At 67.2% G+C, this 26,710-nt stretch carries 23 protein-coding genes; 5 read left to right on the forward strand and 18 right to left on the reverse strand.

From position 1 onward, the window contains the following. Nucleotides 1-11: 11 nt before the first annotated feature. The 9 genes from N7I30_RS06485 to N7I30_RS06525 form a co-directional block, all read right to left on the reverse strand. Nucleotides 12-317 (reverse strand): hypothetical protein, encoded by a 306-nt coding sequence (locus tag N7I30_RS06485; protein WP_498637557.1) that lies wholly within the window; start codon nucleotides 315-317, stop codon nucleotides 12-14. A gap of 134 nt (nucleotides 318-451) precedes the next feature. Continuing rightward, nucleotides 452-1,132 carry a ribulose-phosphate 3-epimerase gene (rpe, locus tag N7I30_RS06490; protein ID WP_277026404.1) on the reverse strand — a complete coding sequence of 227 codons (681 nt, stop codon included), beginning with the start codon at nucleotides 1,130-1,132 and terminating at the stop codon, nucleotides 452-454. Between the two features lie 21 nt (nucleotides 1,133-1,153). Next, complete coding sequence (cbbX, locus tag N7I30_RS06495) at nucleotides 1,154-2,095, reverse strand: CbbX protein (protein ID WP_498637559.1); 942 nt, start codon at nucleotides 2,093-2,095, stop codon at nucleotides 1,154-1,156. A 129-nt stretch (nucleotides 2,096-2,224) separates the two neighbouring features. Then, nucleotides 2,225-2,647, reverse strand: a complete 423-nt coding sequence (locus N7I30_RS06500) for a ribulose bisphosphate carboxylase small subunit (protein WP_024349209.1) — start codon at nucleotides 2,645-2,647, stop codon at nucleotides 2,225-2,227. A gap of 114 nt (nucleotides 2,648-2,761) precedes the next feature. Beyond that, complete coding sequence (locus N7I30_RS06505; RefSeq protein WP_277026410.1) at nucleotides 2,762-4,222, reverse strand: form I ribulose bisphosphate carboxylase large subunit; 1,461 nt, start codon at nucleotides 4,220-4,222, stop codon at nucleotides 2,762-2,764. Between the two features lie 173 nt (nucleotides 4,223-4,395). Then, nucleotides 4,396-5,478: a class II fructose-bisphosphate aldolase gene (gene fba / locus N7I30_RS06510; RefSeq protein ID WP_188075022.1), complete on the reverse strand. Its 1,083-nt coding sequence runs from the start codon at nucleotides 5,476-5,478 to the stop codon at nucleotides 4,396-4,398. A gap of 34 nt (nucleotides 5,479-5,512) precedes the next feature. Next, nucleotides 5,513-7,513: a transketolase gene (tkt, locus tag N7I30_RS06515; protein WP_498637562.1), complete on the reverse strand. Its 2,001-nt coding sequence runs from the start codon at nucleotides 7,511-7,513 to the stop codon at nucleotides 5,513-5,515. 26 nt (nucleotides 7,514-7,539) lie between these two features. Then, nucleotides 7,540-8,415, reverse strand: a complete 876-nt coding sequence (locus N7I30_RS06520; RefSeq protein ID WP_187392120.1) for a phosphoribulokinase — start codon at nucleotides 8,413-8,415, stop codon at nucleotides 7,540-7,542. 56 nt (nucleotides 8,416-8,471) lie between these two features. After that, a complete protein-coding gene (locus tag N7I30_RS06525; RefSeq protein WP_187392121.1) occupies nucleotides 8,472-9,509 on the reverse strand; it encodes a class 1 fructose-bisphosphatase in 1,038 nt (345 codons plus the stop codon). A 129-nt stretch (nucleotides 9,510-9,638) separates the two neighbouring features. On the opposite strand from N7I30_RS06525, the gene N7I30_RS06530 reads away from it, so the two are divergent. Further along, a complete protein-coding gene (locus N7I30_RS06530; RefSeq protein ID WP_498637564.1) occupies nucleotides 9,639-10,631 on the forward strand; it encodes a LysR family transcriptional regulator in 993 nt (330 codons plus the stop codon). A 10-nt stretch (nucleotides 10,632-10,641) separates the two neighbouring features. On the opposite strand, the gene fni is transcribed toward N7I30_RS06530, so the two are convergent. Beyond that, a complete protein-coding gene (gene fni / locus N7I30_RS06535; protein WP_498637566.1) occupies nucleotides 10,642-11,712 on the reverse strand; it encodes a type 2 isopentenyl-diphosphate Delta-isomerase in 1,071 nt (356 codons plus the stop codon). 148 nt (nucleotides 11,713-11,860) lie between these two features. On the opposite strand from fni, the gene N7I30_RS06540 reads away from it, so the two are divergent. Then, nucleotides 11,861-12,817, forward strand: coding sequence for a polyprenyl synthetase family protein (locus N7I30_RS06540; RefSeq protein ID WP_498637568.1), 957 nt, complete (start codon nucleotides 11,861-11,863; stop codon nucleotides 12,815-12,817). Between the two features lie 109 nt (nucleotides 12,818-12,926). Here the strand turns inward: N7I30_RS06540 and N7I30_RS06545 are convergent, their stop codons facing one another. From N7I30_RS06545 to N7I30_RS06575, 7 genes are all read right to left on the reverse strand, one after another. Continuing rightward, nucleotides 12,927-13,916, reverse strand: a complete 990-nt coding sequence (locus N7I30_RS06545; RefSeq protein WP_498637570.1) for a phytoene/squalene synthase family protein — start codon at nucleotides 13,914-13,916, stop codon at nucleotides 12,927-12,929. 1 nt (nucleotide 13,917) lies between these two features. Beyond that, nucleotides 13,918-15,432 carry a phytoene desaturase gene (locus N7I30_RS06550; RefSeq protein WP_498637572.1) on the reverse strand — a complete coding sequence of 505 codons (1,515 nt, stop codon included), beginning with the start codon at nucleotides 15,430-15,432 and terminating at the stop codon, nucleotides 13,918-13,920. Then, complete coding sequence (gene crtY / locus N7I30_RS06555; protein WP_498637574.1) at nucleotides 15,429-16,613, reverse strand: lycopene beta-cyclase CrtY; 1,185 nt, start codon at nucleotides 16,611-16,613, stop codon at nucleotides 15,429-15,431. Before crtY ends, N7I30_RS06550 begins: the two co-directional genes overlap by 4 nt. Nucleotides 16,614-16,624: 11 nt before the next feature. Further along, a complete protein-coding gene (locus tag N7I30_RS06560) occupies nucleotides 16,625-17,902 on the reverse strand; it encodes a glycosyltransferase (RefSeq protein WP_498637576.1) in 1,278 nt (425 codons plus the stop codon). Between the two features lie 207 nt (nucleotides 17,903-18,109). After that, nucleotides 18,110-19,669, reverse strand: a complete 1,560-nt coding sequence (locus N7I30_RS06565; RefSeq protein WP_009208337.1) for an ATP-binding protein — start codon at nucleotides 19,667-19,669, stop codon at nucleotides 18,110-18,112. 197 nt (nucleotides 19,670-19,866) lie between these two features. Next, a complete protein-coding gene (locus N7I30_RS06570) occupies nucleotides 19,867-20,550 on the reverse strand; it encodes a D-lyxose/D-mannose family sugar isomerase (protein ID WP_498637578.1) in 684 nt (227 codons plus the stop codon). Continuing rightward, nucleotides 20,547-21,863 (reverse strand): glycerate kinase type-2 family protein, encoded by a 1,317-nt coding sequence (locus tag N7I30_RS06575; RefSeq protein WP_498637580.1) that lies wholly within the window; start codon nucleotides 21,861-21,863, stop codon nucleotides 20,547-20,549. The genes N7I30_RS06570 and N7I30_RS06575 overlap by 4 nt, the downstream gene beginning before the upstream one ends. 219 nt (nucleotides 21,864-22,082) lie before the next feature. On the opposite strand from N7I30_RS06575, the gene N7I30_RS06580 reads away from it, so the two are divergent. From N7I30_RS06580 to N7I30_RS06590, 3 genes are read left to right on the forward strand one after another with little or no spacing between them, the layout of a single operon-like run. Continuing rightward, on the forward strand, nucleotides 22,083-23,504 hold the full coding sequence (locus tag N7I30_RS06580; protein WP_498637582.1) for a cytochrome ubiquinol oxidase subunit I: 1,422 nt from the start codon (nucleotides 22,083-22,085) through the stop codon (nucleotides 23,502-23,504). Nucleotides 23,505-23,517: 13 nt separating this feature from the next. Then, on the forward strand, nucleotides 23,518-24,519 hold the full coding sequence (gene cydB / locus N7I30_RS06585) for a cytochrome d ubiquinol oxidase subunit II (RefSeq protein ID WP_498637584.1): 1,002 nt from the start codon (nucleotides 23,518-23,520) through the stop codon (nucleotides 24,517-24,519). Further along, a complete protein-coding gene (locus N7I30_RS06590; RefSeq protein WP_498637586.1) occupies nucleotides 24,516-24,668 on the forward strand; it encodes a hypothetical protein in 153 nt (50 codons plus the stop codon). Before cydB ends, N7I30_RS06590 begins: the two co-directional genes overlap by 4 nt. Here the strand turns inward: N7I30_RS06590 and N7I30_RS06595 are convergent. Then, nucleotides 24,665-26,134, reverse strand: coding sequence for a UdgX family uracil-DNA binding protein (locus N7I30_RS06595; RefSeq protein WP_498637588.1), 1,470 nt, complete (start codon nucleotides 26,132-26,134; stop codon nucleotides 24,665-24,667). The two genes, N7I30_RS06590 and N7I30_RS06595, sit on opposite strands and share 4 nt — an antisense overlap. Nucleotides 26,135-26,710: the final 576 nt, after the last annotated feature.

A 26,710-nucleotide genomic window follows, 5' to 3' on the forward strand; every position in this document is an offset into this window, starting at 1 on the left:
TGTTCCGAGTGTCAGACCCGGGCGACCCGCTCGAGCTGCTGCACCGGCGGCACCAGGTTCGAATTGGCGATTGGCTTCGGCCAGGTCCGCGCATGGGACAGATGGCCGTCGGCATAGGCGATCAGGACGTCGCCCGGTCGCGGGATCGAGCGCATGAAGAAGCTCTCGCGCACCGGAACGATCCGCGGGCCTTCGGCATCGCGAACCGTGATCTCCCGCCTGGCGATATCGACCTGCAGGATTTCGGTCACATCGACGAGATTGTCGAGGTGCCGCGTCCGCCCGGTTCCGTTTCTCAGCTTCTGAACAGGCATCATCAACTCTCCATCCCGGATATAGCCAAGGACGGAACGAGAGAATATTCCTGTCGGTTCCCTTGCTAATGCCGCCGAAATCACTGTCCGGCTAACGACGCTGGCAGTCGGAGCAACTCGCTCCGTTCGCCGTCCGCTCAGGCGGCGACGGCCCCGGTCCCCGCCGCGCGGATTGCCGCGATATTGGCGCGGTAATGCTCGGGCGTGCCGCCCTTGAACACCGCCGATCCGGCGACCAGAACGTTCGCGCCGGCCTCGACCACCAGCGGCGCCGTCTCCGGCGTCACGCCGCCGTCGATCTCGATATGGATGTCGCGGTCGCCGATCATCGCCTTCACCCGCCGCACCTTCTCCACGACTGAAGGAATGAAGGCCTGGCCGCCGAAGCCCGGATTGACGGTCATCAAGAGCACTAGGTCGAGCCGGTCGAGCACATAGGCGATGACGTCCTCGGGGGTCGACGGGTTGAGCGAGACGCCGGCCTTCTTGCCGAGATTGCGGATCGCCTGGAGCGACCGGTCGAGATGCTTCGTCGCCTCGGCATGGACGGTAATGTAGTCGCAGCCGGCTTCGGCGAAGGCTTCCAGATACGGATCGCACGGCTCGATCATCAGATGGCAGTCGAAGATCTTCTGCGAGGCGCCGCGCACCGCCTTGATGACCGGCGGGCCGAAGGTGATGTTCGGCACGAAATGCCCGTCCATCACGTCGAGATGGATCCAGTCCGCCCCGGCCTGGTCGACGGCCGCCACCTCTTCGCCGAGGCGCGCGAAATCCGCCGAGAGGATCGAGGGGGCGATGATGACGGGCTTGGCCATTTCAATCTCCTGCCTGTTCTGTCAGCCCGGCGCCGAGGCCGGTTCCGGGTTCGCGCCGGCGAAGACGCGGCTGGCGGCGATGTCGGCTGCTTCGATGCGCGAAAGCGCCTCCGCGTTCAAGGGCCCGCCATCCAGTTCGAACAATCGGTTGGCCTGGCGCAGCCGCGCCCGGTCGAGGGCGTTGCGGATCGAGCGGGCATTGGCGAAATGCGGCTGCGCCCGCCGCCGCGCGATATAGCGGGCGAGAACGGCCTTCGCGTCCCCGGTCAGATGGTAGTTCTGGCGCTCCAGCATGCCGACCGAGATCTCCAGCAACTCGTCGTCGGAATAGTCCGGAAAGTCGATGTGGTGGGCGATGCGCGACCGGAAGCCGGGATTGCTCGCGAAGAAGGTGTCCATCCGGTCGGCATAGCCGGCGAGGATCACCACGAGGTCGTCGCGCTGGTTCTCCATCACCTGCAGCAGGATCTCGATCGCCTCCTGACCGTAGTCGCGCTCGTTCTCCGGCCGGTAGAGATAATAGGCCTCGTCGATGAACAGGACGCCGCCCATTGCCTTCTTCAGGATGTCGCGGGTCTTCGGCGCCGTATGGCCGATATACTGGCCGACCAGATCGTCGCGGGTCACCGACACCAGATGCCCCTTGCGGATATAGCCGAGGCGGTGGAGGAGGTTCGCCATCTTCATCGCCACCGTGGTCTTGCCGGTGCCGGGATTGCCGGTGAAGCTCATGTGCAGCGTCGGCGTGTCGTGGGCCAGCCCCAGCCGCTTGCGGGCCCGCTCGACGAGCAGCAGCGCCGCCGTCTCGCGAATGCGCTTCTTGACCGGCGCCAGGCCGATCAGTTCGCGGTCGAGCTCGTCCAGAACATCGGCCACGCCGGCATCGCGATATTCCTGCCGAAGATCGATGGCCGTGGGCGTGTCCTCGCCCGGCGCGTCCTGGGTCTCGGATTCTGCATCCATCGTCCTGCTCCTCCATCCATCACGCAGCGGTCACAGGCTGGAAGGGCGGGCGAAGCCGCCCTCCCCGTCTGCTGCTCTGCCCGCATCCGCCCTCTTCCGACCGGGAGAGGGAGCGGCTCAACCCGACGGCTACTCGGCGTAGCGGGCGCCTTCCGGCCTGTCGGCAGCGTAGGATTCCGTCGTGTAGCGGATGGTGCGGCCTTCCATTTCCGAGCGGCGAAGCCGGAAGCCCGGCTCGTTGGCCGGCCGGTTGACGATGAAGGACAGCTTCACCGACTCCCAGCCCGCGGTGGAATCGAAGGCCGACATGCGGATGTAGCGGTCGCCATGGACCTTGCGGCACTCGGTGAATTCCATCATCACGCCGGCCGCATCGGCGATGTCGAACATCGGGTGGCCCCACATGTCCCAGTAGGTGTTGCGGGGATGCGGGTCGTCGGTGTGCTCCAGATTCACCGCCCAGCCATTGTCGAGGCAGTACTGGATCTGCGCGGTGATCTGCGTGTCGGTGAGGTCGGGCAGGAACGAGAAGGCCCCTTGGGTGATGCGCATGGTCGATATCCTCTTCGGGTTGCGGCGCCGAGCTTCGCAAGCCGCGCCGTCCGGGTTCGAACGATGGGGAGGACGGGGCGTTGGGAGGCTCGCCCCGTCCTGACGCGGGATGGATCAGGCCGAGGCCGTCGCCGTCACCGCGTAGTCGGGGGAATCGGTCGAGGTGTAGTTGAAGGTCACGTCCTTCCACGTCTCGAGCGCCTGCTGCAGCGGCGTGCAGCTTCGCGCCGCCTCCTGCAGGATCTCCGGTCCCTCATTGACGATGTCCCGGCCCTCGTTGCGGGCAAGAACCATGCATTCCAGCGCCACCCGGTTGGCGGTCGCGCCGGCGGCGATGCCCATGGGATGGCCGATCGTGCCGCCGCCGAACTGCAGCACGGTGTCCTCGCCGAGAAGATCAAGGAGCTGGTGCATCTGGCCGGCATGGATGCCGCCCGAGGCCACCGGCATCATCTTGTTGAGCGAGGCCCAGGGCTGGTCGAAGAAGATGCCGTTCTCGAGCTTCTGGTGGGTGAACTCGTCCCGGCAGATGTCGTAATAGCCCTTGGTCGTCGCTGGATCGCCCTCCAGCTTGCCGACGACCGTGCCGGCATGGATGTGGTCGACACCGGCCAGCCGCGCCCACTTGGCGATCACCCGGAACGACACGCCGTGGGTCTTCTGGCGGGTATAGGTCGAGTGGCCCGCCCGGTGCAGATGCAGGATCATGTTGTTGCGCCGCGCCCATTTGGCCATGGACTGCATGGCGGTCCAGCCGATGACGAGGTCGATCATGATGATGTTGGAGCCGAGGTCCCTGGCGAACTCGGCGCGCTCGTACATGTCCTCCATGGTGGCGGCGGTCACGTTGAGATAGGTGCCCTTGATCTCGCCGGTGGCAGCCTGGGCCTTGTTCACCGCCTCCATGCAGTAGAGAAACCGCTCGCGCCAATCCATGAAGGGCTGCGAGTTGATGTTCTCGTCGTCCTTGGTGAAGTCGAGCCCGCCCTTCAGCGCCTCGTAGACCACGCGGCCGTAATTGCGGCCCGACAGGCCGAGCTTGGGCTTCACCGTCGCGCCGAGCAGTGGCCGGCCGAACTTGTCGAGCCGTTCGCGCTCGACGACGATGCCCGTCGCCGGCCCCTGGAAGGTCTTCACATAGGCGGTGGGCAGCCGCATGTCCTCCAGCCGCAGGCCCTTCAGCGGCTTGAAGCCGAAGACATTGCCGATGATCGAGGCCGTCAGATTGGCGATCGAGCCGTTCTCGAACAGGTCGAGATCGTAGGCGATATAGGCGAAATACTGGTCGTCGGTGTTCGGCACCTGGTCGACGCGGTAGGCCTTGGCCCGGTACTTCTCGGCCGCCGTCAGCCGGTCGGTCCACACGACGGTCCAGGTCGCGGTGGAGGATTCGCCGGCCACCGCCGCCGCCGCCTCGATCGGGTCGACGCCGTCCTGGGGCGTGATCCGGAAACAGGCGATGACGTCCGTTTCCTTGGGTTCGTAGTCGGGCTCCCAATAGCCCATCTTGCGGTATTCCATGACACCGGACTTGTAGCGGTCCTTGCCCTTGATGGTCTGCGAGCCCTGATCCATGACGGTCCTCCTTCGTTGATCCCGGTTGCGTCCGCAGCGCCGTTTCCGGCGAATTTCGGACAAGCGTCTCCCTTCGGCGCGAAAGGGGTTCGCGCCGTCCATTCAGGCAATGCTGTCAGTTTCGGTGCCGCAGGGCCCGGCCGGTTAAGTTACCGGCCGGGAGAGTTGTCGCCTCAGGCGGCGGCGGCGTGCGCTTCGATGCGCGGGTCGAGTTCGCCGCCGGCATAGCGGGCGGCCATCGCGTCGAGCGACAATACGCGGATCTTCGAGGCCTGGCCAGCACAGCCGAAGCGCTCGTAGCGGTCGAGGCAGAGGGTCTTGAGCGCGTCCATGGCGGGGATCATGAACTTGCGCGGATCGAACTCCTCCGGCTTCTCCATGGCCACCTTGCGGAATTGCCCGGTCATCGCCATCCGGCAGTCGGTGTCGATGTTGACCTTGCGCACGCCGTGCTTGATGCCGCGCACGATCTCGTCCACCGGCACGCCGTAGGTCTCGCGCATGCGGCCGCCATACTGGTTGATGATGGCCTGCAGCTCTTCCGGCACCGAGGAGGAGCCGTGCATGACGAGATGCGTGTTCGGCAGCTTGGCGTGGATCTCCTCGATGATGTTCATCGCGAGGATGTCGCCGTCCGGCTTGCGGGTGAACTTGTAGGCGCCGTGCGAGGTGCCCATGGCAATCGCCAGGGCGTCCACATGGGTCTGCCGCACGAAGTCCACCGCCTGGTCCGGATCGGTGAGCAGCTGGTCTTCCGACAGCTTGCCCTCGAAGCCGTGGCCGTCCTCCTTCTCGCCCTCGCCGCTTTCCAGCGAACCGAGGACGCCGAGCTCGCCCTCGACCGAGGCGCCGACCCAGTGCGCCATGCGCGTCACCCGCTCGGTGATCGCGACATTGTACGCGTAGGAGGCCGGCGTCTTCATGTCGGCCTCGAGCGAGCCGTCCATCATCACCGAGGTGAAGCCGTGGCGGATCGCCGTCAGGCAGGTCTGCTCGTCATTGCCATGGTCCTGATGGATGCAGACCGGGATCTGGGGGAACATCTCCACCAGGGCCTCCATCATCTTTTCCAGCATGATGTCCTTGGCGTAGGAGCGGGCGCCGCGCGACGCCTGCATGATGACGGGGGCGTCGCTTTTCGCCGCCGCCTCCATGATCGCCAGACCCTGCTCCATGTTGTTGATGTTGAAGGCAGGCACGCCGTAGCCGTTCTCGGCGGCGTGATCGAGAAGCTGGCGAAGTGTGATCTTTGCCATGTCTAGATGTCCCTCCTGAACCGGTCCGGTGCCATCACGCGATCTCCAGCGCCGCGTCGACCACGGCCTGCGGCGTGATGCCGAACTTCTCGTAGAGCTGCGGCGCGGGTGCCGAGGCGCCGAAGCCGGTCATGCCGATGAAGCGGCCATTCTCGCCGATCCAGCGATCCCAGCCGAGCCGGGCGGCCGCCTCGATGGCGATGCGCGGCGCCGTGCCGAGAACCGACTTGCGGTAGGCCTCGTCCTGCTCCTCGAAGAGATCGAGGCAGGGCATCGACAGCACCGCCGCCTGCTTGCCGGATTCGGCCAGCGTCTTGGCCGCGGCGAGCGCGATCTCGACTTCCGAACCGGTGGCCATGATGGTCACGTCGCGCGGGCCGTCGGCCTCCTTCAGCACGTAGCCGCCGCGGGCCGAGCGGTTCTCGCCGACATCGCCGGCACGCACCGTCGGCAGGCCCTGGCGGGTCAGCGCGAGCACCGACGGGCGATGGCGCTCGGTCAGCGCGATTTCCCAGCACTCGGCGGTCTCGATCGCGTCGGCCGGACGGAACACCAGGAGGTTCGGCGTCGCCCGCAGCATCGCCAGATGCTCAATCGGCTGATGGGTCGGGCCGTCCTCGCCAAGCCCGATGGAATCGTGGGTCAGCACGTAGACGACGCGCAGCCCCATCAGCGCCGACAGGCGGATCGCCCCGCGGGCATAGTCGGCGAAGACCAGGAACGTGCCGCCATAGGGCACGAAGCCGCCATGCAGGGCCAGACCGTTCATCGCCGCGGCCATGCCGTGCTCGCGCACGCCGTAATGGATGTAGCGGCCGGAGAAGTCGTCCGGGGTGATCGACTGCATGCCCTTGGTCAGGGTGTTGTTGGAGCCGGTCAGATCGGCCGAACCGCCGATGGTCATGTCGGTGACGCGGTTGATGACCTCCAGCGCCATCTCGGACGCCTTGCGGGTGGCGACCTTCGGCGCGTCGGCCGACAGGGCCTGCCGGAAGGAGGCGAGCTCACCGGCCAGGCCCGACGGCAGCGTGGTGGCGACGGCGGACTGGAAGCGCTCGCGATCGGCGCTCGACGCCAGCCGCTTCTCCCAGATCTCGCGAGCCTCGCGGCCGCGGGTGCCGACCTCGCGCCAGCCCTTGACGACCGCCTCGGGCAGCTCGAAGGGCTCGGACTTCCAGACCAGCTGCTCGCGGGCCAGCGCGATCTCCTCGTCGCCCAGTGCCTCGCCATGAGCCTTGGCGGTGCCGCCGCGATTGGGCGCGCCGTAGCCGATGATGGTCTTGCAGGCGATAAAGGCCGGCTTGTCGCTCTTGCGCGCCTCGGCGATCGCCGCCTCGACGGCGTCCGCGTCGTGGCCGTCGACGGCCCAGGTGTTCCAGCCGGCCGCCTTGAAGCGGGCGATCTGGTCGGTGGCGGTGGCGATGTCGACCTTGCCGTCGATGGAGATGCCGTTGTCGTCCCACAGGACCACGAGCTTGGACAGCTTCAGCGTGCCGGCCAGATCGATGGCCTCATGGCTGATGCCCTCCATCAGGCAGCCGTCGCCGACGATGGTGTAGGTGTAGTGGTCGACGAGATCACCGCCGAAACGGGCATGCATCATGCGCTCGGCGAGCGCCATGCCGACGGCGGTGGACAGGCCCTGGCCGAGCGGCCCGGTGGTCGTCTCGATGCCCAGCGCGTGGCCGTATTCGGGATGGCCGGCGGTGCGGCTGCCGAGCTGGCGGAAATTCTTCAGCTGCTCGATGTCCATGTCGGCATAGCCGACCAGATGGTGCAGTGCGTAGAGCAGCATCGAGCCGTGCCCGGCCGACAGGACGAAGCGGTCGCGGTCCGGCCAGTCGGGGCGCGACGGGTCGATGTTGATGAACTTCTGGAACAGGACGGTGGCGACGTCGGCCATGCCCATCGGCATGCCGGGATGACCGGACTTCGCCCGCTGCACGGCGTCCATGGCGAGGGCGCGGATGGCGTTGGCCATGTCGCGGGGATTGCGGTCGGTGGTTTCGGGCGATGGTTTCGCGGTCGAAGACATGGTTTGCATTCCTTTCGTCGAAGGCCTCAGGAGGCCCGTCGGCGTCTTTCCATCAGCTGCAGGATCAGCGGCGTCAGGATCAGTTGCATGGCGATGTCGAGCTTGTTGCCAGGCGCGACGATGGAGTTGGCGCGGGACATGAAACTGCCGTGGATCATCGAGAGCAGATACGGAAAGTCTATCCCGCGCGGGTTGGCGAAGCGAATGACGATCATCGACTCGTCGGCCGTCGGAATCCAGCGAGCGATGAACGGATCGGATGTATCGACGATGGGCACCCGTTGAAAGTTGATATCGGTCCGCGCGAATTGCGGGCAGATGTATTTCACGTAGTCGGGCATCCGACGCAGGATGACGTCCATCACCGCATCCGTCGAATAGCCCCGGCTGGCCTTGTCCCGGTGGATCTTCTGGATCCACTCCAGATTGATGACGGGCACCACGCCGATCTTCAGGTCGGCCAGCGGCGCGAGATCGACTGTATCGGTCTTCACGCAGCCATGCAGGCCCTCGTAGAAAAGTAGGTCGGACTCCTCGCCAAGCGAACTCCACTGCGAGAAGGTGCCCGGCGCGCTGCCGTAGATCTTCGCTTCCGCCTCGTCGTGGATGTAGTGCCGGGTCTGGCCACGCCCCTTGCGACCGAACTCCGAGAACACCTCCTGCAGCCTGTCGAGAATGTTCGCCTCGGGGCTGAAATGGGAGAAGTTGCGGTTTCCGTTCCGCTCCTCCTCGGCCATCTTCTCCTTCATCGCCTGGCGGTCGTAGCGATGGAACGCGTCTCCCTCGATATAGGCCGCCTTGACGTGCTCGCGGCGGAAGATCTGGTCGAAGATGTTCTTGACCGACGTCGTGCCCGCTCCGGACGAACCGGTGATCGCGATGATCGGATGCTTGGTCGACATGCGATGTCCTCCCCCCCGGCCCGACACGCTCCCTCGCGCCGGGCCATTCCTCCTGCCTAGGTCCTGAACAGGCTGCGTTTGCCGAACAGCGGCGAGCGATCGGTCAACGCCGACGGATCGGCCACGTAGCGGGCGACGCGGTCCACCTCGTGCTTCGAGCCGAAGACCAGCGGCGTGCGCGCATGCAGGTCACGCGGCACGATGTCGAGAATGCGCGACGAGCCGTCGGTGGCGGCGCCACCGGCCTGCTCGACGCAGAAGGCGACAGGATTGGCCTCGTAGACGAGGCGCAGGCGCCCCTCGGTGTAGCCCTTCCGGCCGTCGCCCAGATACAGGAAGATGCCGCCGCGCACGAAGATGCGGTAGCAGTCGGCCACCATCGAGGCGATCCAGCGCATGTTGAAATTGCGCTCGCGCGGGCCTTCCTCGCCGGCCAGGCAGTCGTCGATATAGCTGCGGATCTGCGGGTCCCAGTGGCGGTAGTTCGCGGCATTGGTGGCGAACTCGCTGGTCTCCTCGGGGATCGCCACCGAGCCGATATGCTCGACGAAGCCGCCGAAGCTCGGCGAGAACAGGAACACCCGCGTTCCCTTGCCGACCGACAGCACCAGCAGGAGCTGCGGCCCGTAGATGAAGAAGCCGGCGGCAAGCTGCCGGTTGCCCGGCTGCAGCAGCGCGCTGGTCGGATCGGAGCGATGCTCCTCGCCCACCGGCAAAAGCGAGAAGATCGTGCCGATCGAGACATTGGTGTCGATGTTGGACGAGCCGTCCAGCGGGTCGATGGCCAGGGCCAGCGGCGCGGCCGGGTCGATCACCACCGCGGCGTCCTGCTCCTCCGAGCCGTAGACGGCGATCGCCGAGGCCTTGGCGGCATCGAGGAACATCTGGTCGGCGACGATGTCGAGCGGCTTCTGCACGTCGCCGCCGGCATTGGTGTCGCCGCCGCCGGACCGGGCTTCGACGCCCCCCGCGATGATCGTGTTGCGAAGCTTGATCGAGGCGGCGCACAGCTGGCGAATGGTATCGGCGACCTGCCGGCCGATCGGGTCGGACCCGCATTCGGATCCCAGATGTGCGTCGAGAGACGATGACATGCATTCCTCCTGAGTGGCGTCGAGCGCTTCGGCTCCGTCCACTCGTCTATGGGTGGATGGTGGATTCTGCGAGCGCATAAGTAAAATTCATTCTCTTTACGGCATCAGTAAGTTCTTTTAGAAGAGGGCATGCGAACCCTGACACTGCGCCAGTTGCGATCGATCCAGGCGATCAACGAGCACCGTACCATCGCCGCGGCTGCGCGCCAGTTGGGTCTGACCCCGCCGGCCGTGACCCTGCAGGTGAAGCAGCTGGAGGACGATTTCGGCCTGGCGCTGTTCGACCGCACGAATGACGGCATGCGCCTCACCGCCGCCGGCGCCGCGGTTCTGGGCTCGGCCAACGCCATCGAGACGACCCTGCGCGCGCTCTCCGACGAGATCCAGGCGATCAAGGGCGTGAGGTCGGGCACCATCCGGCTCGGTGTGGTCTCCACCGCGAAATATTTCGCGCCCCGGCTGATCGCCGCCTTTCGGCGCGACTATCCCGACATCGAGATCAGGCTGATCGTCGGCAACCGGCTGGAGATCATCGAGCAATTGCGCGCCTACCGGCTGGACATCGCCCTGATGGGGCGCCCGCCGGTGGAGTTCCCGATCGAAGCGACGGTGTTCGGCGACCATCCGCTGGTGATGATCGCGCCGCCCGACCATCCCCTGGCCACCGCCCGCGAGATCACCCGCGAGCGCCTGCTCGAAGAGACCATCATCATCCGCGAGCCCGGCTCAGGCACGCGCGCGGCACTGGCGATCTTCTTCGGCGACCATCCCGACGCGCTGGAGACGCGCACGGCCGAGATGGGCTCCAACGAGACCATCAAGCAGGCGGTGATGGCCGGTCTCGGCATCGCCTTCATTTCGGCCCACACCATCGCCTTCGAGGTGGAGACCGGACGGCTGGCGATCCTCGACGTGTCGCACATGCCGATCCGCCGGCAATGGTTCGCCGTCAGCCGCAAGGAGCGCATACCGGCGCCCGCCGACATCGCCTTCAAGAATTTCCTGATGCAGCGCGGTGCCAGCTATCTGCCGCTGCTCGACCGGCTCTATCCGGCCGACGCCGGCGATGCGGCTTCACCGCACGCAACAGGCGAGACCGCAGGGGCGTCGTCCCCCGCGTAAGACCCGCAGGTCAGAACGAGCCCGGGCTCGCGGGCTGCAGCAGCGTTGCGCGCCGCAGCGCCGCCAGATCGGCCGATCCGGTGCAGAAGCAGGCGATCCGCAATTGCGCGATCACCTGCTGGAAATGCGCCACGGCGGCTTCCGGCGAGGCGTCCGCGCTGCCGAGCGAGGCGGCGGCCTGGCCGGCGAGATCGGCGCCGAGGCGGATCGCCTTGGCGGCGTCCAGCCCGTCGCGGATACCGCCCGAGCCGATGACCACGGTCTGCGGACAGGCGGCCCGCACGTCGACGATCGCCCTTGCCGTCGAGATGCCCCAGTCGGAGAAGGCCAGCGCCGTCGCGCGCTGCGCCGGGTCCGGCGAGCGCTCGGCCTCGACGGCGGCCCAGCTCGTGCCGCCGGCGCCGGCAACGTCGATGGCGTGGACGCCCGCATCGACCAGCCGCAGCGCGACCGTCGCCGAAATGCCGGCCCCGACTTCCTTGACCACGATCGGCACCGGCAGCGTGCGCGCCAGCTCGGCGATGGCAGCGAGGACACCGCGCCAGTTCGTGTCGCCGCCCGACTGCACCGCCTCCTGCAGCGGGTTGAGATGCACGATCAGCGCGTCGGCATCGATCATGTCCACGGCCCGCCGCACCTCCGCCAGGCCGTAGCCGAGCACCAGTTGCGCCGCGCCGACATTGGCGAGGATCGGCACGTCCGGCGCCGCATCGCGCAACTGCCGGTCGAGCCCGCCCGAGGCGCGGCCCTCGATGGCGATGCGCTGCGAGCCGACCGCAAAAGCGATGCCGAGTGCCTGTGCCGCCTCGGCGAGATTGCTGTTGATGCGCGCCGCCCGTTCCGGCCCGCCGGTCATCGACGAGATCAGCAGCGGCGCTGCGAGCCGGCGGCCGAGAAACTGCGTCGACAGGTCGATCTCGGCCAGCGAGATCTCCGGCAGCGCGACATGTTCGAAGACGATCTGCGACAGGCCGCTGTCGGCCCGCCGCGCCGCCAGCGAGGGATGCAGCACGATGTCGAGATGATCGCTCTTGCGCACGGCGATGTCGCCGGCGGCCGGTGTGTCTCCTGAGACGCTCACGTAACCCTATGTCCTATCGTCGCAGATTGCGAAACCGGACGCTCCCCGGTCGTCGCGTTTGCCAATGATCGTGTTAGCATCAGTTGCAACGTCACGTGTAGCGAATGACCCGTGACAAAATGCCAGAACCGAAGGCGACCCTCCCGGCATGACGTGCAATGAAACCGACGGCTTCAGGACCGAGGCTGCCGCCCTGATCGCCAGGATCGACGCGCGGCTGGCGGTGCTGGTGCCCCGCGCCCTGCCCGGCCAGACCGGGCTCGACCTGGCGATCCGCGAAAGCGTGCTGGCGCCCGGCAAGCGCCTGCGGCCGATGATGGCGGCGCTGACGGCGGGCGATCTCGGCGGCGACGAGGGCGTGGCGATCGATGCGGGCTGCGCCGTGGAGATGGTACATGCCTCCTCGCTGATTCTCGACGACCTGCCCTGCATGGACGACGCCACGATGCGTCGTGGCAGACCGGCCGCCCATGTCACCCACGGCGAGGATGTCGCCGTCCTGTCGGCGATCGCCATCCTGTCCGGCGCCTATGAGATGCTCGCCAGGGTAGAGGGCCTGTCGCCGGCCGCGCGGCTCGAGGCGGTGACGGTGCTGACCCGCGCCGTCGGCGTCGAAGGCCTCGTCGGTGGCCAGTTCGCCGATCTGCGCGGCGGCCGCGCCGAACGGCCGCTCCACGAGATCGCGGCCACCAACGGCCGCAAGACCGGGGCGCTGTTCCTGGCCGCCGTGGAGATCGGCGCGATCGCGGCGGGTGCCGGCGAAACGACCCGCGCGCATCTGCGCGGCTTTGCCACCGAACTCGGCCATGCCTTCCAGCTTCTCGACGATCTGCTCGATGGCGGCCCGAGCGCCGCCACGATCGGCAAGGACGTCAATAAGGACGCCGGCAAGTCGACCATCGTCTCGATGCTGGGCCGTGCCTCGGTTGAGCATCGGATCGAACGGCATGTGGAAGCCGCCCATGGCGAGCTGACCTCGGTGTTCGGCGCGTCAAGCCGGCTGCATCGCCTGACCGACGCGATCGTTGCCCTGCCCGGCAGAACCGTCGCCGACACGGCGTGCGACGAGACGCGATTTCGCGAACCCGAAGCCGGCGCGCGCTGACGATCCCGTTCGCTGGGCCGACACGCGTCGCCGAATGCGCTCTCGCCGATCTCGTTCTCATTTCAGGGCTGTGCCCGTGCCGCCGGGCTGCCCGGCGAGCTGAGCCGGCCTAGCGCGTGGGGCCCGTCAGCCGAGGCCGGGTCCACAGCGCCTCGGAGCGGCCCGCCGGTCCGCCACGCCGCGCCAGCGCCGCCTTGGCTGCACCGCGGGCGACATGGCCGAGTTTCTGCCGCCGCCCGGTGGAGACGCGCGCGTCCCAGGCATTGGCGCCCAGCCCCTTCACCTGCATGCCGATCTCGCGATAGACGCCATGCGCCGTCGCGACCGCCCAGGCCGAGCGCGGCGGCAGTTCCCGCAGGCCGTGGAAGGCCGAGGCGTAATAGGGTTCGGCGAGATCGATCAGCCGGTTGGCGACCAGCGACACCACCGGCCGCTGGCGCGGATCGGTGAGATCGCCGGGTTTCAGATCGGCGTCGGCCAGCCATTCCGCCGGCAGATAGACCCGGCCGACCCGGGCATCCTCGACGATGTCGCGGGCGATGTTGGTGAGTTGAAAGGCGATGCCCAGATCGCTGGCGCGGTCGAGGGTGGTCTCGCCGTTTGCCCCCATCACCATGCTCATCATCACGCCGACGACGCCGGCGACATGGTAGCAATAGGTCAGCGTGTCGGTGACGGTCGCGTAATGCCGCTCCTCGACATCCATCCGGTAGCCTTCGAGATGCTGCAGCAGCAGCTCCTGCGGCAGGCCGTGCCGGGCCACGACATCGGCCACGGCGCGAAAGCTGGGGTGCGAGGTCGGCTCGCCGCGCAGGGCCGCCAACGTCTCCGCTTCCAACAGCGCCAGCCGTTCCGCGCCCGAGCCGAGCGTGCCGAGCGGCCGCCGGGCAAAGCCCAGCACCTGGTCGTCGATGGTGTCGTCGCAATGCCGGCACCAGGCATAGAGCATCATGGCGCTGCGCCGGGTCTCGGCATCGAACAGCCTGGCCGCCGCCGCGAAGCTCTTGGAGCCCTTGGCAATCGTGTCCTCGGCCATGGCCGCCAGATCGGCCCGCGCCGCCGGATCGAGCGGCACGGCGATGGGTTGGGAGGCGAGCATCTCAGGCTCTCGAATCGGCGATCATCAGCCCGGCCGTCGCCTTGGCGGACCCGACGACGCCCGGCACGCCGGCGCCCGGATGGGTGCCGGCGCCGACGAAATAGAGATTGGGGATGTCGGCATCGCGATTGTGCGGCCGGAACCAGGCGCTCTGGGTCAGCACCGGATCGAGCGAGAAGGCCGAGCCGACATGGGCGTTCAGCTCGTCGCGGAAATCGAATGGCGTGAAGATGCGGCTGGTCACGAGGTCGGCCCTGAGATCGGGAATGTAGCGTTCTTCGAGATAGTCGAGGATGCGGTCCCGATATTTCGGCCCCTCGATCTCCCAGTCGATGTCGGTATTGCCGAGATGCGGAACCGGGGCGAGGACATAATAGCTGCCCGCGCCCTCCGGGGCCAGCGAGGGATCGGTGGCGCAGGGGCTGTGCAGATAGAGCGAGAAATCGCCGGGCAGTTCCCCGCCCTTGAAGATCTCGTCGATCAGCGGCCGGTAGCGCGGCCCGAAGCAGACCGTGTGATGCTGCAGCTCCGGCCGGTGACGCTTGAGGCCGAAATAGATCACGAAGAGCGACATGGAAAAGCGCCGCGCCTTGAGGCGCTTGGCCTCCTTCTCGCCCCGCCGGGTGCCCGCCATCAGCGTGCCGTAGGTGTGGACCACGTCGGCATTGGAGGCGATGCGGTCGGCCTCGAAGCGGCGACCGTCCTTGAGCACCACGGCCTTCGCCCTGTCGCCCTCCACCTCGATCTGCGCCGCCTCGGCGGACAGTTCGACCCGGCCGCCCATATCCTCAAACAGCCTGACGAGGCCGCGGACCAGCGCGCCGGTGCCGCCGCGCGGAAACCAGACGCCCCATTCGCGCTCCAGCGCATGGATCAGCGCGTAGATCGAAGAGGTGGCGAAGGGATTGCCGCCGACCAGCAGCGAGTGGAAGGAGAAGGCCTGCCGAAGCTGCTCGTCCTCGATATATTGCGCCACCTTGGAATAGACGCTGCGCCAAGCCTGCAGCTTTGCCAGCTGCGGCCCGGCCTTGACCATGTCGCGGAAGTTCAGGAACGGCACCGTGCCGAGCTTCTCGTAGCCCTCGCGGAACACCTCCCGCGAATAGGCCAGGAACTTGCGATAGCCCTCGATGTCGGCCGGGTTCTTCGCGTGAATCTGGCGATCCAGCTCGTCCTGGTCGTTGGCATAGTCGAAGCTGTAGCCGTCTTCCCAGCACAGGCGGTAGAAGGGCTTCACCGGCAGGAGCTCGACATAGTCCGCCATTGTCCGGCCGGCAGCCGTGAACAGCTCTTCCAGCGCCGAGGGATCGGTGATCACCGTCGGGCCGGCATCGAAGACGAAGCCCTGATCCTCGTAGACATAGGCGCGGCCGCCCGGCTTGTCGCGCTTCTCCAGAAGCGTCGTCTGGATGCCGGACGCCTGCAGGCGAATGGCCAGCGCCAGCCCGCCGAAGCCGGAGCCGATGACGATGGCCGTGCGCTCGCCCGCTCCCGCGCCGTTCATCGTAGCGCTCATGCCAGTTCCCCTGTGAGGCGGTGCCGTGCCAGCACCTTCAATGCGTTGCCGACGGGCACGGGCGGCCGCCCCGTCATGATGCGGACCATGTCCAGCCGTGACAGCTGCGCCGCGTAGAACCGGCCGATCAGCGTGTCGGGCAGCCGGTGGAAATGCTGCAGGATCTCGTAGCGCTTCGACGGGACACCGGCGAAGAACAGGAGACGGTTGAGCAGGCGGAAGAAGCCCCGCCCCCGCCACGCCGCCACCGAATGCGCCCGCGTCGCGGCAAAGACCACGCCGGCCGTCAGGTCGGTGAGGCCCGCGAGCCGGTCGGCGAGGCGCACCGCGTCGGGCAGCGAATAGCCGGTGGTCGGATGAAACAGCGCCGCCGCAAGGCCCGTCGCCGGAACGCCCTTTCTGTCGGCCCAGAAGGCCTCGATGTCGCCGTCCAGCGCGATCGGCAGGACGCCGCGTTCCTCGCGGAGCACCGCCTTCGCTGTCCAGCCATGGGTTGCGAGGTAATCCGCAATGGTCGCGCGCAACCCCTCCTCGGAGAGTGCCGGCCCGTCGGCGTAATAGGTGTCCTCGACGAGCAGCGTCGTCGCGGTCAGCGGCAGCAGATAGACGAAGCGATAGCCGTCCTCCTGCGCCACCGTCGCGTCCATGATGATCGGCCGCGACAGGCCATGGGGCGCGGCAAGTTCGATCTCCTGGCCGAGGAATTTCTGGAAGCCGAGGGTCAGATGCGGGCTCGGCGCATGGCCGCGGCCGTCGATGACGCAAGCAGCGGCGATCTCGCGCCCGTCCTCCAGGCTGAGCGTCGTCGGCGTGACCGCCCGCACTGGGGCCTGCGTCTCGATCCGGTCGCCAAGCTCGGCGTCGACCACCGCCCGGAACTGCTCGGAGGACACGCTGCGATAGCCCGTTGCGATCCGGCGTCGGCGCTGGGGGAAGCGCACGTCATAGGCATCCCAGCGATAGCGGACGAAGGGCGCCAGCCAGTCATGTTCGGCGGCGCTGAGGTCGCCGGCATGAAACGACCATGTGTGGTTGCCGCCGACGGCCTCGCCAGCCTCGAAGACGCGGATCGACAGCTCCGGTCGTGCCCGCGCCAGCCGGTATGCGGCAAGGCCGTTGGCCAGGCCACCGCCCACGAACGCCACGTCGATCGGTCTGTCGTGGCGCTCGACGCCGTTCATGCCTTGCCTTCCTACCCGGTGCCGGCCGGTTTGCCGGCCACGGCATCCTCGATGATGTCCGCCGCGCGCCGCGTGCCGCCGGACATGCGGATGTCCTGGCCGATCCGCTGCGCCGCGTTGCGGAACCTAGGCTCCGCCAGCAGCCGCTCAAGCGAATTGCGCAGTTTCGCGCGGGACAGAAGGACGCGGGGCAGCCGCTCGCCGACACCGTGGTGGACGATCCGCGCGCCGATCCCCGGCTGGTCGAAGGCGATCGGCAGGGCCAGCATCGGAACGCCGGCTTCCAGCGAATCCAGCACCGTGTTCATGCCGGCATGGGTCACGCAGACCGCGGCGCGCGACAGCATTGCCCGCTGCGGCACGAAGTCGGTGACGATATCGGCATCGATGCGCGCCGCCTGTCGCGCATCCAGCCGGCCGCAATGGGCGACGACGCATTGCGCGCCGAGGTCGCGGCAGGCCCCGGCCACGGCGCGGAAGATGCCGGCGCGGTGGCCCTGCAGCGTGCCGAGCGAGGCGAAGACCAGCGGCCGTTCCGGGTCGAGCCGCGCCTGAAGCGTGGCCGGCAGGTCCGGTGGGCCTTCCGATGGCGGGCGGATCGGGCCGACGGCGTGGCGGTGGGCGTTGGCGGGGCGCGGGAAGTCGAAGCCGGGCACGAGCTGCGAGATCTGCGCCAGCGAGGACAGGCAATCGGCGTGCCCGGCGTGCGGCCCAAGACCAAACCGCTCCGCCCATTCAGCGATCATGCGGCGCTGCGCGGTCATCAGGAGGTCGGCGACGCGTTCGCCGCCGCGATTGCGCTTCAGGCCCTTCCCGCTCGGATCGTACGGCCAGGGCAGGAAGGGGAGCGGCACGGCGGGATCGGCATGTACCGGCAGGGCGGCGGCGACCGAAACGAAGGGCAGGCCGAGATGCCGGGCGAGAAGCCCGGCGGCCGGCTCCATCTGGTCGCCGAGGATGGCCGTCGCGCCCATCCCGCGCAGGATGTCCGGGGCGAAGCGGCAGAGCTGGTCGGTCAGGCCGGCCGCATCGGAAACCGTGCGCAGGATGCCGAGCGGCCCGCTCGGCCGTGCCGCCCGGGCGATGATCCGCTCAAGGCGATCTGGGCCGCCCGCCCCGACCTCGTGGATCGCGATCCCCGCCGGAGCCTTGGCCGCGAGCAGTTCGCCCGCCCCGCCATTGACGACGAAGCTCGCCCGGTGCCCGCGCCGCACCAGTTCCGCGCCGAGCACCGCGAAGACCTGCAGATGGCTGTAATAGGGCGGACAGATCAGGGCGAAATGAGCCATGGCGGCGATATTGCGTCCGGTTCAGCGTGAATGGCGAAAGACATGCAGTGACGGCCCTGCAGCCCGGCCGAGCACCGACACCCACAGGATCGGCTGCCCGCCTGCTACCACGTTTCCGCGCGAAGCCATCCCTGCGGCGTCAGGTCCCGGCGTGATGATCGCAGGACTGCGGCTCGGCGTATCAAGGCGAGCGCGGTCGTCCCGGCCTCAGCCGCGTGCCAGACGCGCCGCCCGGCGGGCTCGCGCCTCGTCGGCCGCGTCCAGCTTGACCTGCGGCAGTTTCGTCCGCCAGTCGGTGCCGGTGATGCCGACGACACGGTTGCCGCGGAAATCGGCTTCAGCGGTGATCAGCCCGCGCTCGGCCATAAAGGACAACAGGAACCGGCCGCGCGATGGCGAATGGCTGCCATAGGCGCGGGCCAGCGCCGCATCCTCGGGGCATTCCGCCTCGTCGCGGGCCGCGCGCGCCAGCATCATGAAGACGCCCTGCATCTCCTCCGGCAGATCGGCGGCCCGGTCGACGACGCCCTGCCATTCCTCGTCGTCGGTCTCGCAGGACACGCCGGCCCGTGCCAGCGACAGGCGCCGGCGGAAGGCCGCCATGTCGGTCTCGGCGCCGCGCAGGCGCTTCAGCCGGCAATGGGTGAGGAAGTCCTGGTAGAGCACCGGCACCGGCCGGAAGGCCGCGTCAGGGTCCTGCAGCATCTCGGCGAAGATCGCATCCACGGCGGCGGCGCGCTCTTCCGGCGAGCGGGGATCGTCGTCGATCGGCTCGTGCCGCTCGGAGACGGACGGGGCAGCGGCCACCCGCTCCAGAAGCTCGCGCGTGGCGATCGCCGCGGCGGCGCCCTCGATGCGCGGGGCGGCGTTGGATTGCGGGCGCTCGATGGCGCGGCGCTCGGCCGCCTTGTCCTCTTCCGTGGCGGTGAAGATCAGGTCTTCCATCGCCTCGCGCGGCGTCTCCGGCAGCGGCATCAGCGACGGCCGGCCGCTGCGCCCCGCCGTCTCGACGGGACCGATGCGGATCGGCATCGGCCGCCGCGACAATGCCGGTCCGAGCGCCACGAAATTGCCGGTCTCCAGGTCGCGGAAGCGTTCGGCGGCGCGCCGGTCCATGCCGAGCAGGTCGGCGGCGCGCTGCATGTCAATGTCGAGGAAGGTCCGGCCCATCAGGAAGTTCGACGCCTCGGCGGCGACGTTCTTGGCGAGCTTGGCCAGGCGCTGGGTGGCGATGACCCCGGCGAGGCCGCGCTTGCGGCCGCGGCACATCAGGTTGGTCATCGCGCCCAGCGAGGCGCGACGGGCTTCCTCGGAATGCTCGCCGGACATGGCCGGCGCAAACAGATGCGCCTCGTCGACGGCGATCAGCATCGGGAACCAGTGCGCCCGGTCGGCATCGAACAGGCCGTTCAGGAAGGCCGCCGAGCACATCATCTGCACCTCGGCGTCGAGCCCTTCCAGATCGAGCACCACCGAGGCGCGATGCTCGCGGATGCGCCGCGCGATGCGGGTCAGCTCGGCCGGCGTGCGATTGGCATCGACCACCACATGGCCGTAGCGCTCGGCCAGCGACACGAAGTCACCTTCCGGATCGATGACCGCCTGCTGCACCCAGTCCGCGCTGCGCTCCAGAAGCCGGCGCAGGAGATGCGACTTGCCCGAGCCCGAATTGCCCTGGACGAGCAGGCGCGTCGACAGCAGCTCCTCCAGATCGAGCTCCGCCGGTTCGCCGGTTTGGGTCGTGCCGAGATCGACGGCAACGGTCATTGCAGGCCTTTCGGTGCTGGCGATGTCGTGAACGACCGCCCGCCTTGGCGGCGCGGTCCGGTCGTCGAGGGGACGTGGCCGGAACCTATCACGCCCGCCCCGGCGAGAGTCGAGACGGCGACGACCTGTCCACAGGAAGGCGCGACCGCCGGCCGGCGTCTCGTGCCGACTCAGGCTTCAGCCGAGCCGTGGCAGGTTCAGAGCCATGTGTCGTAGTCGGAGACGAGCAGCAGCATCGGGTCCTCGTCCTCCTCGATCTTGGAAAACCGGCCGAGCGGCTCGCGGAAGACATTGTCGGTCAGGTCGTCATTGACGGTGGAGACTTCGCCGATCAGGACGTCGCCGCCCTCGCCCCAGAAGGCGTGCCAGTTGCCGGGCAGCAGCGTGACGCTTTCGCCGGGCTCCAGCATCAGCACGCCGCCGGCCGGCAGCCGCCGGGTGATCCCGTCGGTGACGACGGTGACCTCGGCGCTCTCGTCGACGGAGCCGTCGGGCGCGCTTTCGTGCATCTGGATCGCCAGCTTGGCGCCGCCGCGATTGATGATGTCCTCGGCTTTGACGATGTGCCGGTGCATCGGCGAATACTGGTCGTGGCGGGAGATCATGATCTTCTCGGCATAGAGCATGCCGCCGCCGGCCTTCAGATCCGCCGCGTCGCCGTTGCGCGTGGTGAACAGGAACAGCCCCATCCGGTCGAAATCGTCCTTGCCGTAATCGGTCACGTCCCAGCCGAGCCGGCGCTCCACGATGGTCGACAGATCGGCCCGCCGCGCCTTCATCTCGTTCGGGGAGAGATAGGCGAAGGGCGGCATGACGTAGCCGAAGGAGCGGATGTAGGAATCCGCTTCCCTGAGGATCTCGTTGACGCGGGAACGCTTCATGCTGGCCTCCCTTCGGAGCTTGCCGCCGGATCGACGAGGATGATCCGGCAGTCGTTGACGTTGGTGTGGGTCGGGCCCGGCACGAACAGGCCGTCGATGGCCTCGAAGAAGCTGGTCGAATCGTTTGCCGCCAGTGCCGCCTCGGCGTTCAGGCCTGCAGCTGCCGCCCGAGCCAGCGTCTCCGGCAGGACGAAGGCGCCGGCCGGATCGCTGGCAAGGCCGGTCCCGCCATCGGTGCCGTCGGTGTCGCCGGACAGCGCCGCGATGCCGGGATGGGCGCCAAGCGCCAGCGCCAGGGCCAGGGCGTATTCCTGGTTCGGCCCGCCGCGACCCTCGCCGCGGATCGTTACCGTCAGTTCGCCGCCCGACAGGATCGCGACCCGGTCGCCGGCCTCAACGGCCTCCAGCGCGATGCGGGCATGTTCGGCCGCCACGTCGCGCGCCTCGCCCTCGACGTCGGCGCCGAAGCTGACCACCTTGTAGCCGAGCCGTTCGGCCACCTTCGCGGCAACGTCGAGCGAGGCGGCAGGGGTCGCCACGATCTTGTATTCGGCGTGCTCGAAGACCGGATTGCCCGGTTTCGGCGTCTCGTTGGCCGGATCGTCCAGCGCGGCGCGGCAGGACGCCGGCAGGTCGATGCCGCGCTTGGCAATGATCGCCCGCGCATCGGCGAGGGTCGTTGCGTCCGGCACGGTGGGACCGGAGGCGATGACGCTCGGATCGTCGCCGGGCACGTCGGAGATCGCCAGGGTGATCAGCCGCGCGTCGCCGCAGGCATGGGCGAGGCGCCCGCCCTTGATCTGCGACAGATGCTTGCGCACGCAGTTGATCTCGCCGATGCCGGCACCGCTGCGAAGCATCGCCTTGGTGACCGCCTGCTTGTCGGCGAGCGAAATGCCCTCGGCGGGCAGCAGCCAGTTGGCCGAGCCACCGCCGGAGATCAGCGCCAGCACAAGGTCGTCCGGCCCGGCCGCTTCGGCGAGCGCGACGACCTTCGCCGTCGCCGCCAGCCCGTGTTCGTTGGGCAGCGGGTGCCCGGCCTCGACCACCGGGATCGGCCCGGCGTCGAGCGCATAGCCGTCGCGGGTGACCGCGATGCCGGTAAGCCGGTCGGCCGGCACGTCATGCGTCTGCGTGTAGTGGGCGACTGCGGCGGCCGCCATCGAGGCAGCGGCCTTGCCGGCGGCGAGGATGACGATGCGCCCCGGCGGCGGCGGCGGCAGGTGCGCGGCGAGAATGCTCGCCGGATGCGCCGCGGCGACGGCCGCCTCGAAGATCTCCGTCAGGTCCCCCGACCATCCCGTCATGTTCATGCAATCCCCTCCCCGCATCGTCCCGGTGGCATCCATACCAGAAGAACGGCAGGGGGAAACCGCCCGAGTGGCGATCGAGATCGGGTCACGGCGCGCGGAAAAAGCCGCGCGGCCTTGCGCCCATACGCTGGCAAAATGGTCGCAGAGGCCTACTCTGACCTTGTCGCAGCGTCCATCTTGGGTGCATCCACGCGCCAGATAAATGTTGAAGGCACAGCCATGTTCGAAGGTTTCGACCCGGTCACCCTCGCCCGCTTCCAGTTCGCCTTCACCATCTCGTTTCACATCATATTCCCGGCCTTCACCATCGGCCTCGCCTCGTTCCTCGCGGTTCTCGAGGGCCTGTGGCTGGCGACAGGGCGGTCGGTCTACATCGAGACCTTCAACTACTGGATCAAGATCTTCGCCCTGAGCTTCGGCATGGGCGTCGTCTCCGGCATCGTGATGAGCTACCAGTTCGGCACCAACTGGTCGGTCTTCTCCGACAAGACCGGGCCGATCCTCGGGCCCATGATGGGCTACGAGGTGCTGTCCGCCTTCTTCCTGGAGGCCGGCTTCCTCGGCATCATGCTGTTCGGCCGCAAGCGGGTCGGCGACAAGCTCCACTTCGCCGCGACGGTGGTCGTCGCCATCGGCACGCTGTTCTCGGCCTTCTGGATCCTCTCGGTGAACTCCTGGATGCAGACGCCGGCAGGCTTCGGTTACAACGCCGCCGGCCAGTTCGTCCCGGAGGACTGGTGGGCGATCATCTTCAACCCGTCGTTCCCGTACCGGCTCCTGCACATGGTGCTGGCCGCCTACCTCACCACGGCCTTCATCGTCGGCGCGGTGGGCGCCTTCCATCTGCTGCGCGACCGCACCAACCAGAGCGCCCGCACGATGTTCTCGATGGCGCTGTGGATGGCGACCATCGTCGCGCCGATCCAGATCGTCGCCGGCGACCTGCACGGCACCAACACGCTGGAACATCAGCCCGCCAAGATCGCCGCGATCGAGGGCCATTTCGAGACCAACAGCGAGGTCCCGATGCCGCTCACCCTGTTCGGCATCCCGAACATGGAGGAAGGCCGGACCGACTATGCCGTCAACGTGCCCTATCTCGGCTCGCTGATCCTCACCCATTCGCTCGACGGCGAGGTGCAGGGCCTCAACGCCTTCCCGCGCGAGGACTGGCCGAACTCGACGGTGATCTTCTGGACCTTCCGGGTGATGGTCGGCATAGGCTTCGCCATGCTCGGCATCGGCCTGTGGTCGCTGTTCAAGCGCTACCGCGGCTCGCTTTACGACTCGCCCTGGCTGCAGCGCGCCATGATCGCCATGGGACCGATGGGCTTCGTCGCGGTGATCTGCGGCTGGGTCACCACCGAGATGGGGCGCCAGCCCTTCACGGTCTTCGGCCTGCTGCGCACCTCCGAGAGCCATTCGCCGATCGCCGCCGAAGCGGTGGGCACCTCGCTGGTGGCCTTCATCGTGGTGTATTTCGTGCTGTTCGGCGCCGGAACATTCTACATCATGCGCCTGATGTCGAAGCTGCCCAGCCCGGCAGAGGACGACACGCCGGATCATCATCCGACGCGCTCGGCCGGCATCACGCCTGCCTTCTCGCTGGAAGGCCGCAACGAACCCGAACCGGCGGAATAGGAGGCCGACGCAGATGGATCTCGCTGTACTCTGGGCCTTCATCATCGCCTTCGCGGTGATTGCCTATGTCATTCTCGACGGCTTCGACCTGGGCACCGGCATCCTGTTCCCGCTGCTGGGCCGGCACGAGAACCGCGACACCGCCATGAACACGGTGGCGCCGATCTGGGACGGCAACGAAACCTGGCTGGTGCTGGGCGGCGGCGGCCTGTTCGCGGTCTTCCCGCTGGCCTACGCGATCATCATGCCGGCGATCTACGCGCCGCTCATCGCCATGCTTCTGGCGCTGATCTTCCGGGGTGTGGCCTTCGAGTTCCGCTTCAAGACCGTGCGCGGGCGCTGGATGTGGGATGTGTCGTTCTTCGTCGGCTCGATCGTCGCCGCGTTCAGCCAGGGCATTGCGCTGGGCACGCTGGTGCAGGGCATCGACATCGACGGGCGCGCCTATGCCGGCGGCTGGTTCGACTGGATGACGCCCTTCTCGCTGATGACCGGCGTTGCCGTCGTGGTCGGCTACGCGCTTCTGGGCGCCACCTGGCTGGTCATGAAGACCGAGGGCGAACTGCACGACATCGCCCGCCGCTACGCCTGGATCTCGGCGATCGGCACCATGGTCCTGATCGGCGTGGTCAGCCTGTGGATGCCGTTCATGGAGGACGAGTTCTATCTGCGCTGGTTCACCTTCCCGCAGATCTTCTACGTGGCGCCGGTGCCGATCCTCGTCGCGCTCGCCACCTTCAGCCTGTTCCAGTCGCTGGCGACCGGCAAGGAGATCCGGCCGTTCCTGTCGGCGCTGGCGATCTTCGTCCTGTCCTTCGCCGGGCTCGGGATCACCTTCTATCCCGACATTATCCCACCGCATGTCACCATCTGGGAAGCGGCAGCACCGGATTCCTCGCTGATGTTCCTGCTGGTCGGGGCATCGGTGCTGATCCCGCTGATCCTCGCCTACACTGCCTATTCCTACTGGGTCTTCCGCGGCAAGGTCCGCGAGGGCGAGGGGTACCACCATTGACGGCGCGGCACGGCGACCGCCCGGCGACCGGGGACGAGGCACCGGGTAGCCTGAAGAGCCGGCTCGGCTGGTTCGCGCTCTTATGGCTCAGCGGCGTCGCCGCCGTCGCCACGATCGGCTACGGCATCCGTCTCGTCCTGATCGGCTAGAGCGCCAGTTCCGGCACCGTCTGGAGTACCAGCGCCATGTCCGCATGGAAGGCGCGACGCTCGCGGTCCTGCGTCACCTTGTCGGGCAGCCGCAGGATGTAGGACGGATGCACGGTGACCAGCGCCCGCGTCCCCTCGTCGAGATCGATCAGCGTCGACCGCGCGTCCCGGATCGTCACCGTCTTGCCGAGGACGGCCGACGCCGCCGTCGCGCCGAGCGCCACGATCAGCTTGGGTCGGATCAGGTCGCGCTCGAGGTCCAGCCACCAGCGGCAGGCCCGCACCTCGCCGCCATTCGGCTTGGCGTGGATGCGCCGCTTGCCGCGCGGCGCGAACTTGAAGTGCTTCACCGCATTGGTGACATAGGCGCGGCTGCGGTCGATCCCCGCCTCGCCCAGCGCCGCGTCGAACACCTTGCCCGCCGGCCCGATGAAGGGCTCGCCGGCAATGTCCTCCTGGTCGCCCGGCTGCTCGCCGACGAAGATGACCGGCGCATTTTCCGGGCCGCGCCCGAACACGGTCTGGGTCGCCGGCTCCCAGAGCGGGCAGGCCCGGCAATGGCTGGCGGCTACGCGCGCGGCGGCGATGGATGTCGGGCGCTCGTCCGACGTCCGCGCCATCAGATCGGGCTCTCGTGCAATGTCGCGCTCCTTCTGGCGTTCGTGACGCAGGCTCGGCAGGGTCGGCGCAGTCTCGATCATCCGCCGAGACGCCGCCTCGGCGCCGGCGATCAGCGGCTTGATCAGCGCCGTCTCAGGCATGTTCGCCCAGTATTTCTTCGGCATCTCGGCGCGCATGGCGTTCACCTTCAGCCGTGCCGGGTTGAAGATCGAGGCGTAGTAGGTGAGCCACAGGGCTTCCATGTCGTCGCCCTCCGGCCGCATGTCCCTGGTGGCGCCGGGCAGGAAGGTCAATTCGCTCCCGTCCCAATGCGCGCTGCGCTCCGGCGTCAGGATGGTCCAGACCATCCCGGCGAAACGGCGGGCGAAGAAAGGCGCGGTGTGTTCGACGATGTGGTGGAACGGCTCGAACCAGGCGACGTAGTGGCGACGGCACTCGTCGTCCTCGATCTCGCGAAAGCGCACGAAGGCCTTCATCTTGTGGCTGTCGCGACGGACCGCCTTCTCCATCTCGGTGGCGCGCAGGATGTCCGGGTCCGACGCGATCTCCAGGAGCTTCTTTTCCCGCTGCAGACGCCACAGCAGGCGATAGGCAAAGACGAAGCGGTCGGCATCGGCATGGCAGACCAGCTTGGACGCCAGTTCGGGAAACGCCTTGGGCACGGTCGGCTGCGGCGCGCCGGCGGGTGCCGGCGGCAGCGGCTCGGCGAAGAGGCCCGCGGTTTCGTCACCGACCGTGAAGCTCATCTCCTCCGGCGGCACGCCAAGCGCCAGCGCCGTGCGCGCCGCCTGGCGCCACGCGTCGAAATCGGCGGAGAAGGAAAGGTGTTGAAATTTAATCGACACTGCCGTCTTTCGGAAATATATTCATAGCTCGTCAACTTCATAGACAAGGGTAGGAATTTGCCAAATTTTTTTGACTGGTTCGATTCGACGGTGAAGAAAAAATTCGCAGGTTTTGGCGAGAATTCCAGCAAAGAAGAACTTGATATAGCAGTTGAAAAATATGGCCTCGGCCATTTTGCGCTTCGCAGATTCGATCTATTCTCAGATTACGAACGAATATTTTCGGTCATAGACACAAAAGCCTCAGCTCTACTAACGCATATGTCTATAATGATCGCACTAAATGGCCTTATACTATTCAACGTTCAAAGCCCGGCTGTTAAATTTATATATATATGTATACTTCTAACCAAAATTGGCGTGTCTATATTGTTACTGAGAATAATTCGATTTTGGACGAACAGCCCGTTTTCGGTTATTCGGAATCCAGACCTCGAAGATAAAGAAAATAAATATATAAGCGGAAACAAAGATCTATCGATAGACGAGCAGATTGACCATATTTTTCCGATAGAAGTGATATTCCGCAGCAATATTTACAGGCTATGCCTAAACACAATAACAGTAACTACTGCT

The sequence above is a fragment of the Aurantimonas litoralis genome (assembly GCF_026153195.1).
Taxonomy (GTDB): domain Bacteria; phylum Pseudomonadota; class Alphaproteobacteria; order Rhizobiales; family Rhizobiaceae; genus Aurantimonas; species Aurantimonas coralicida.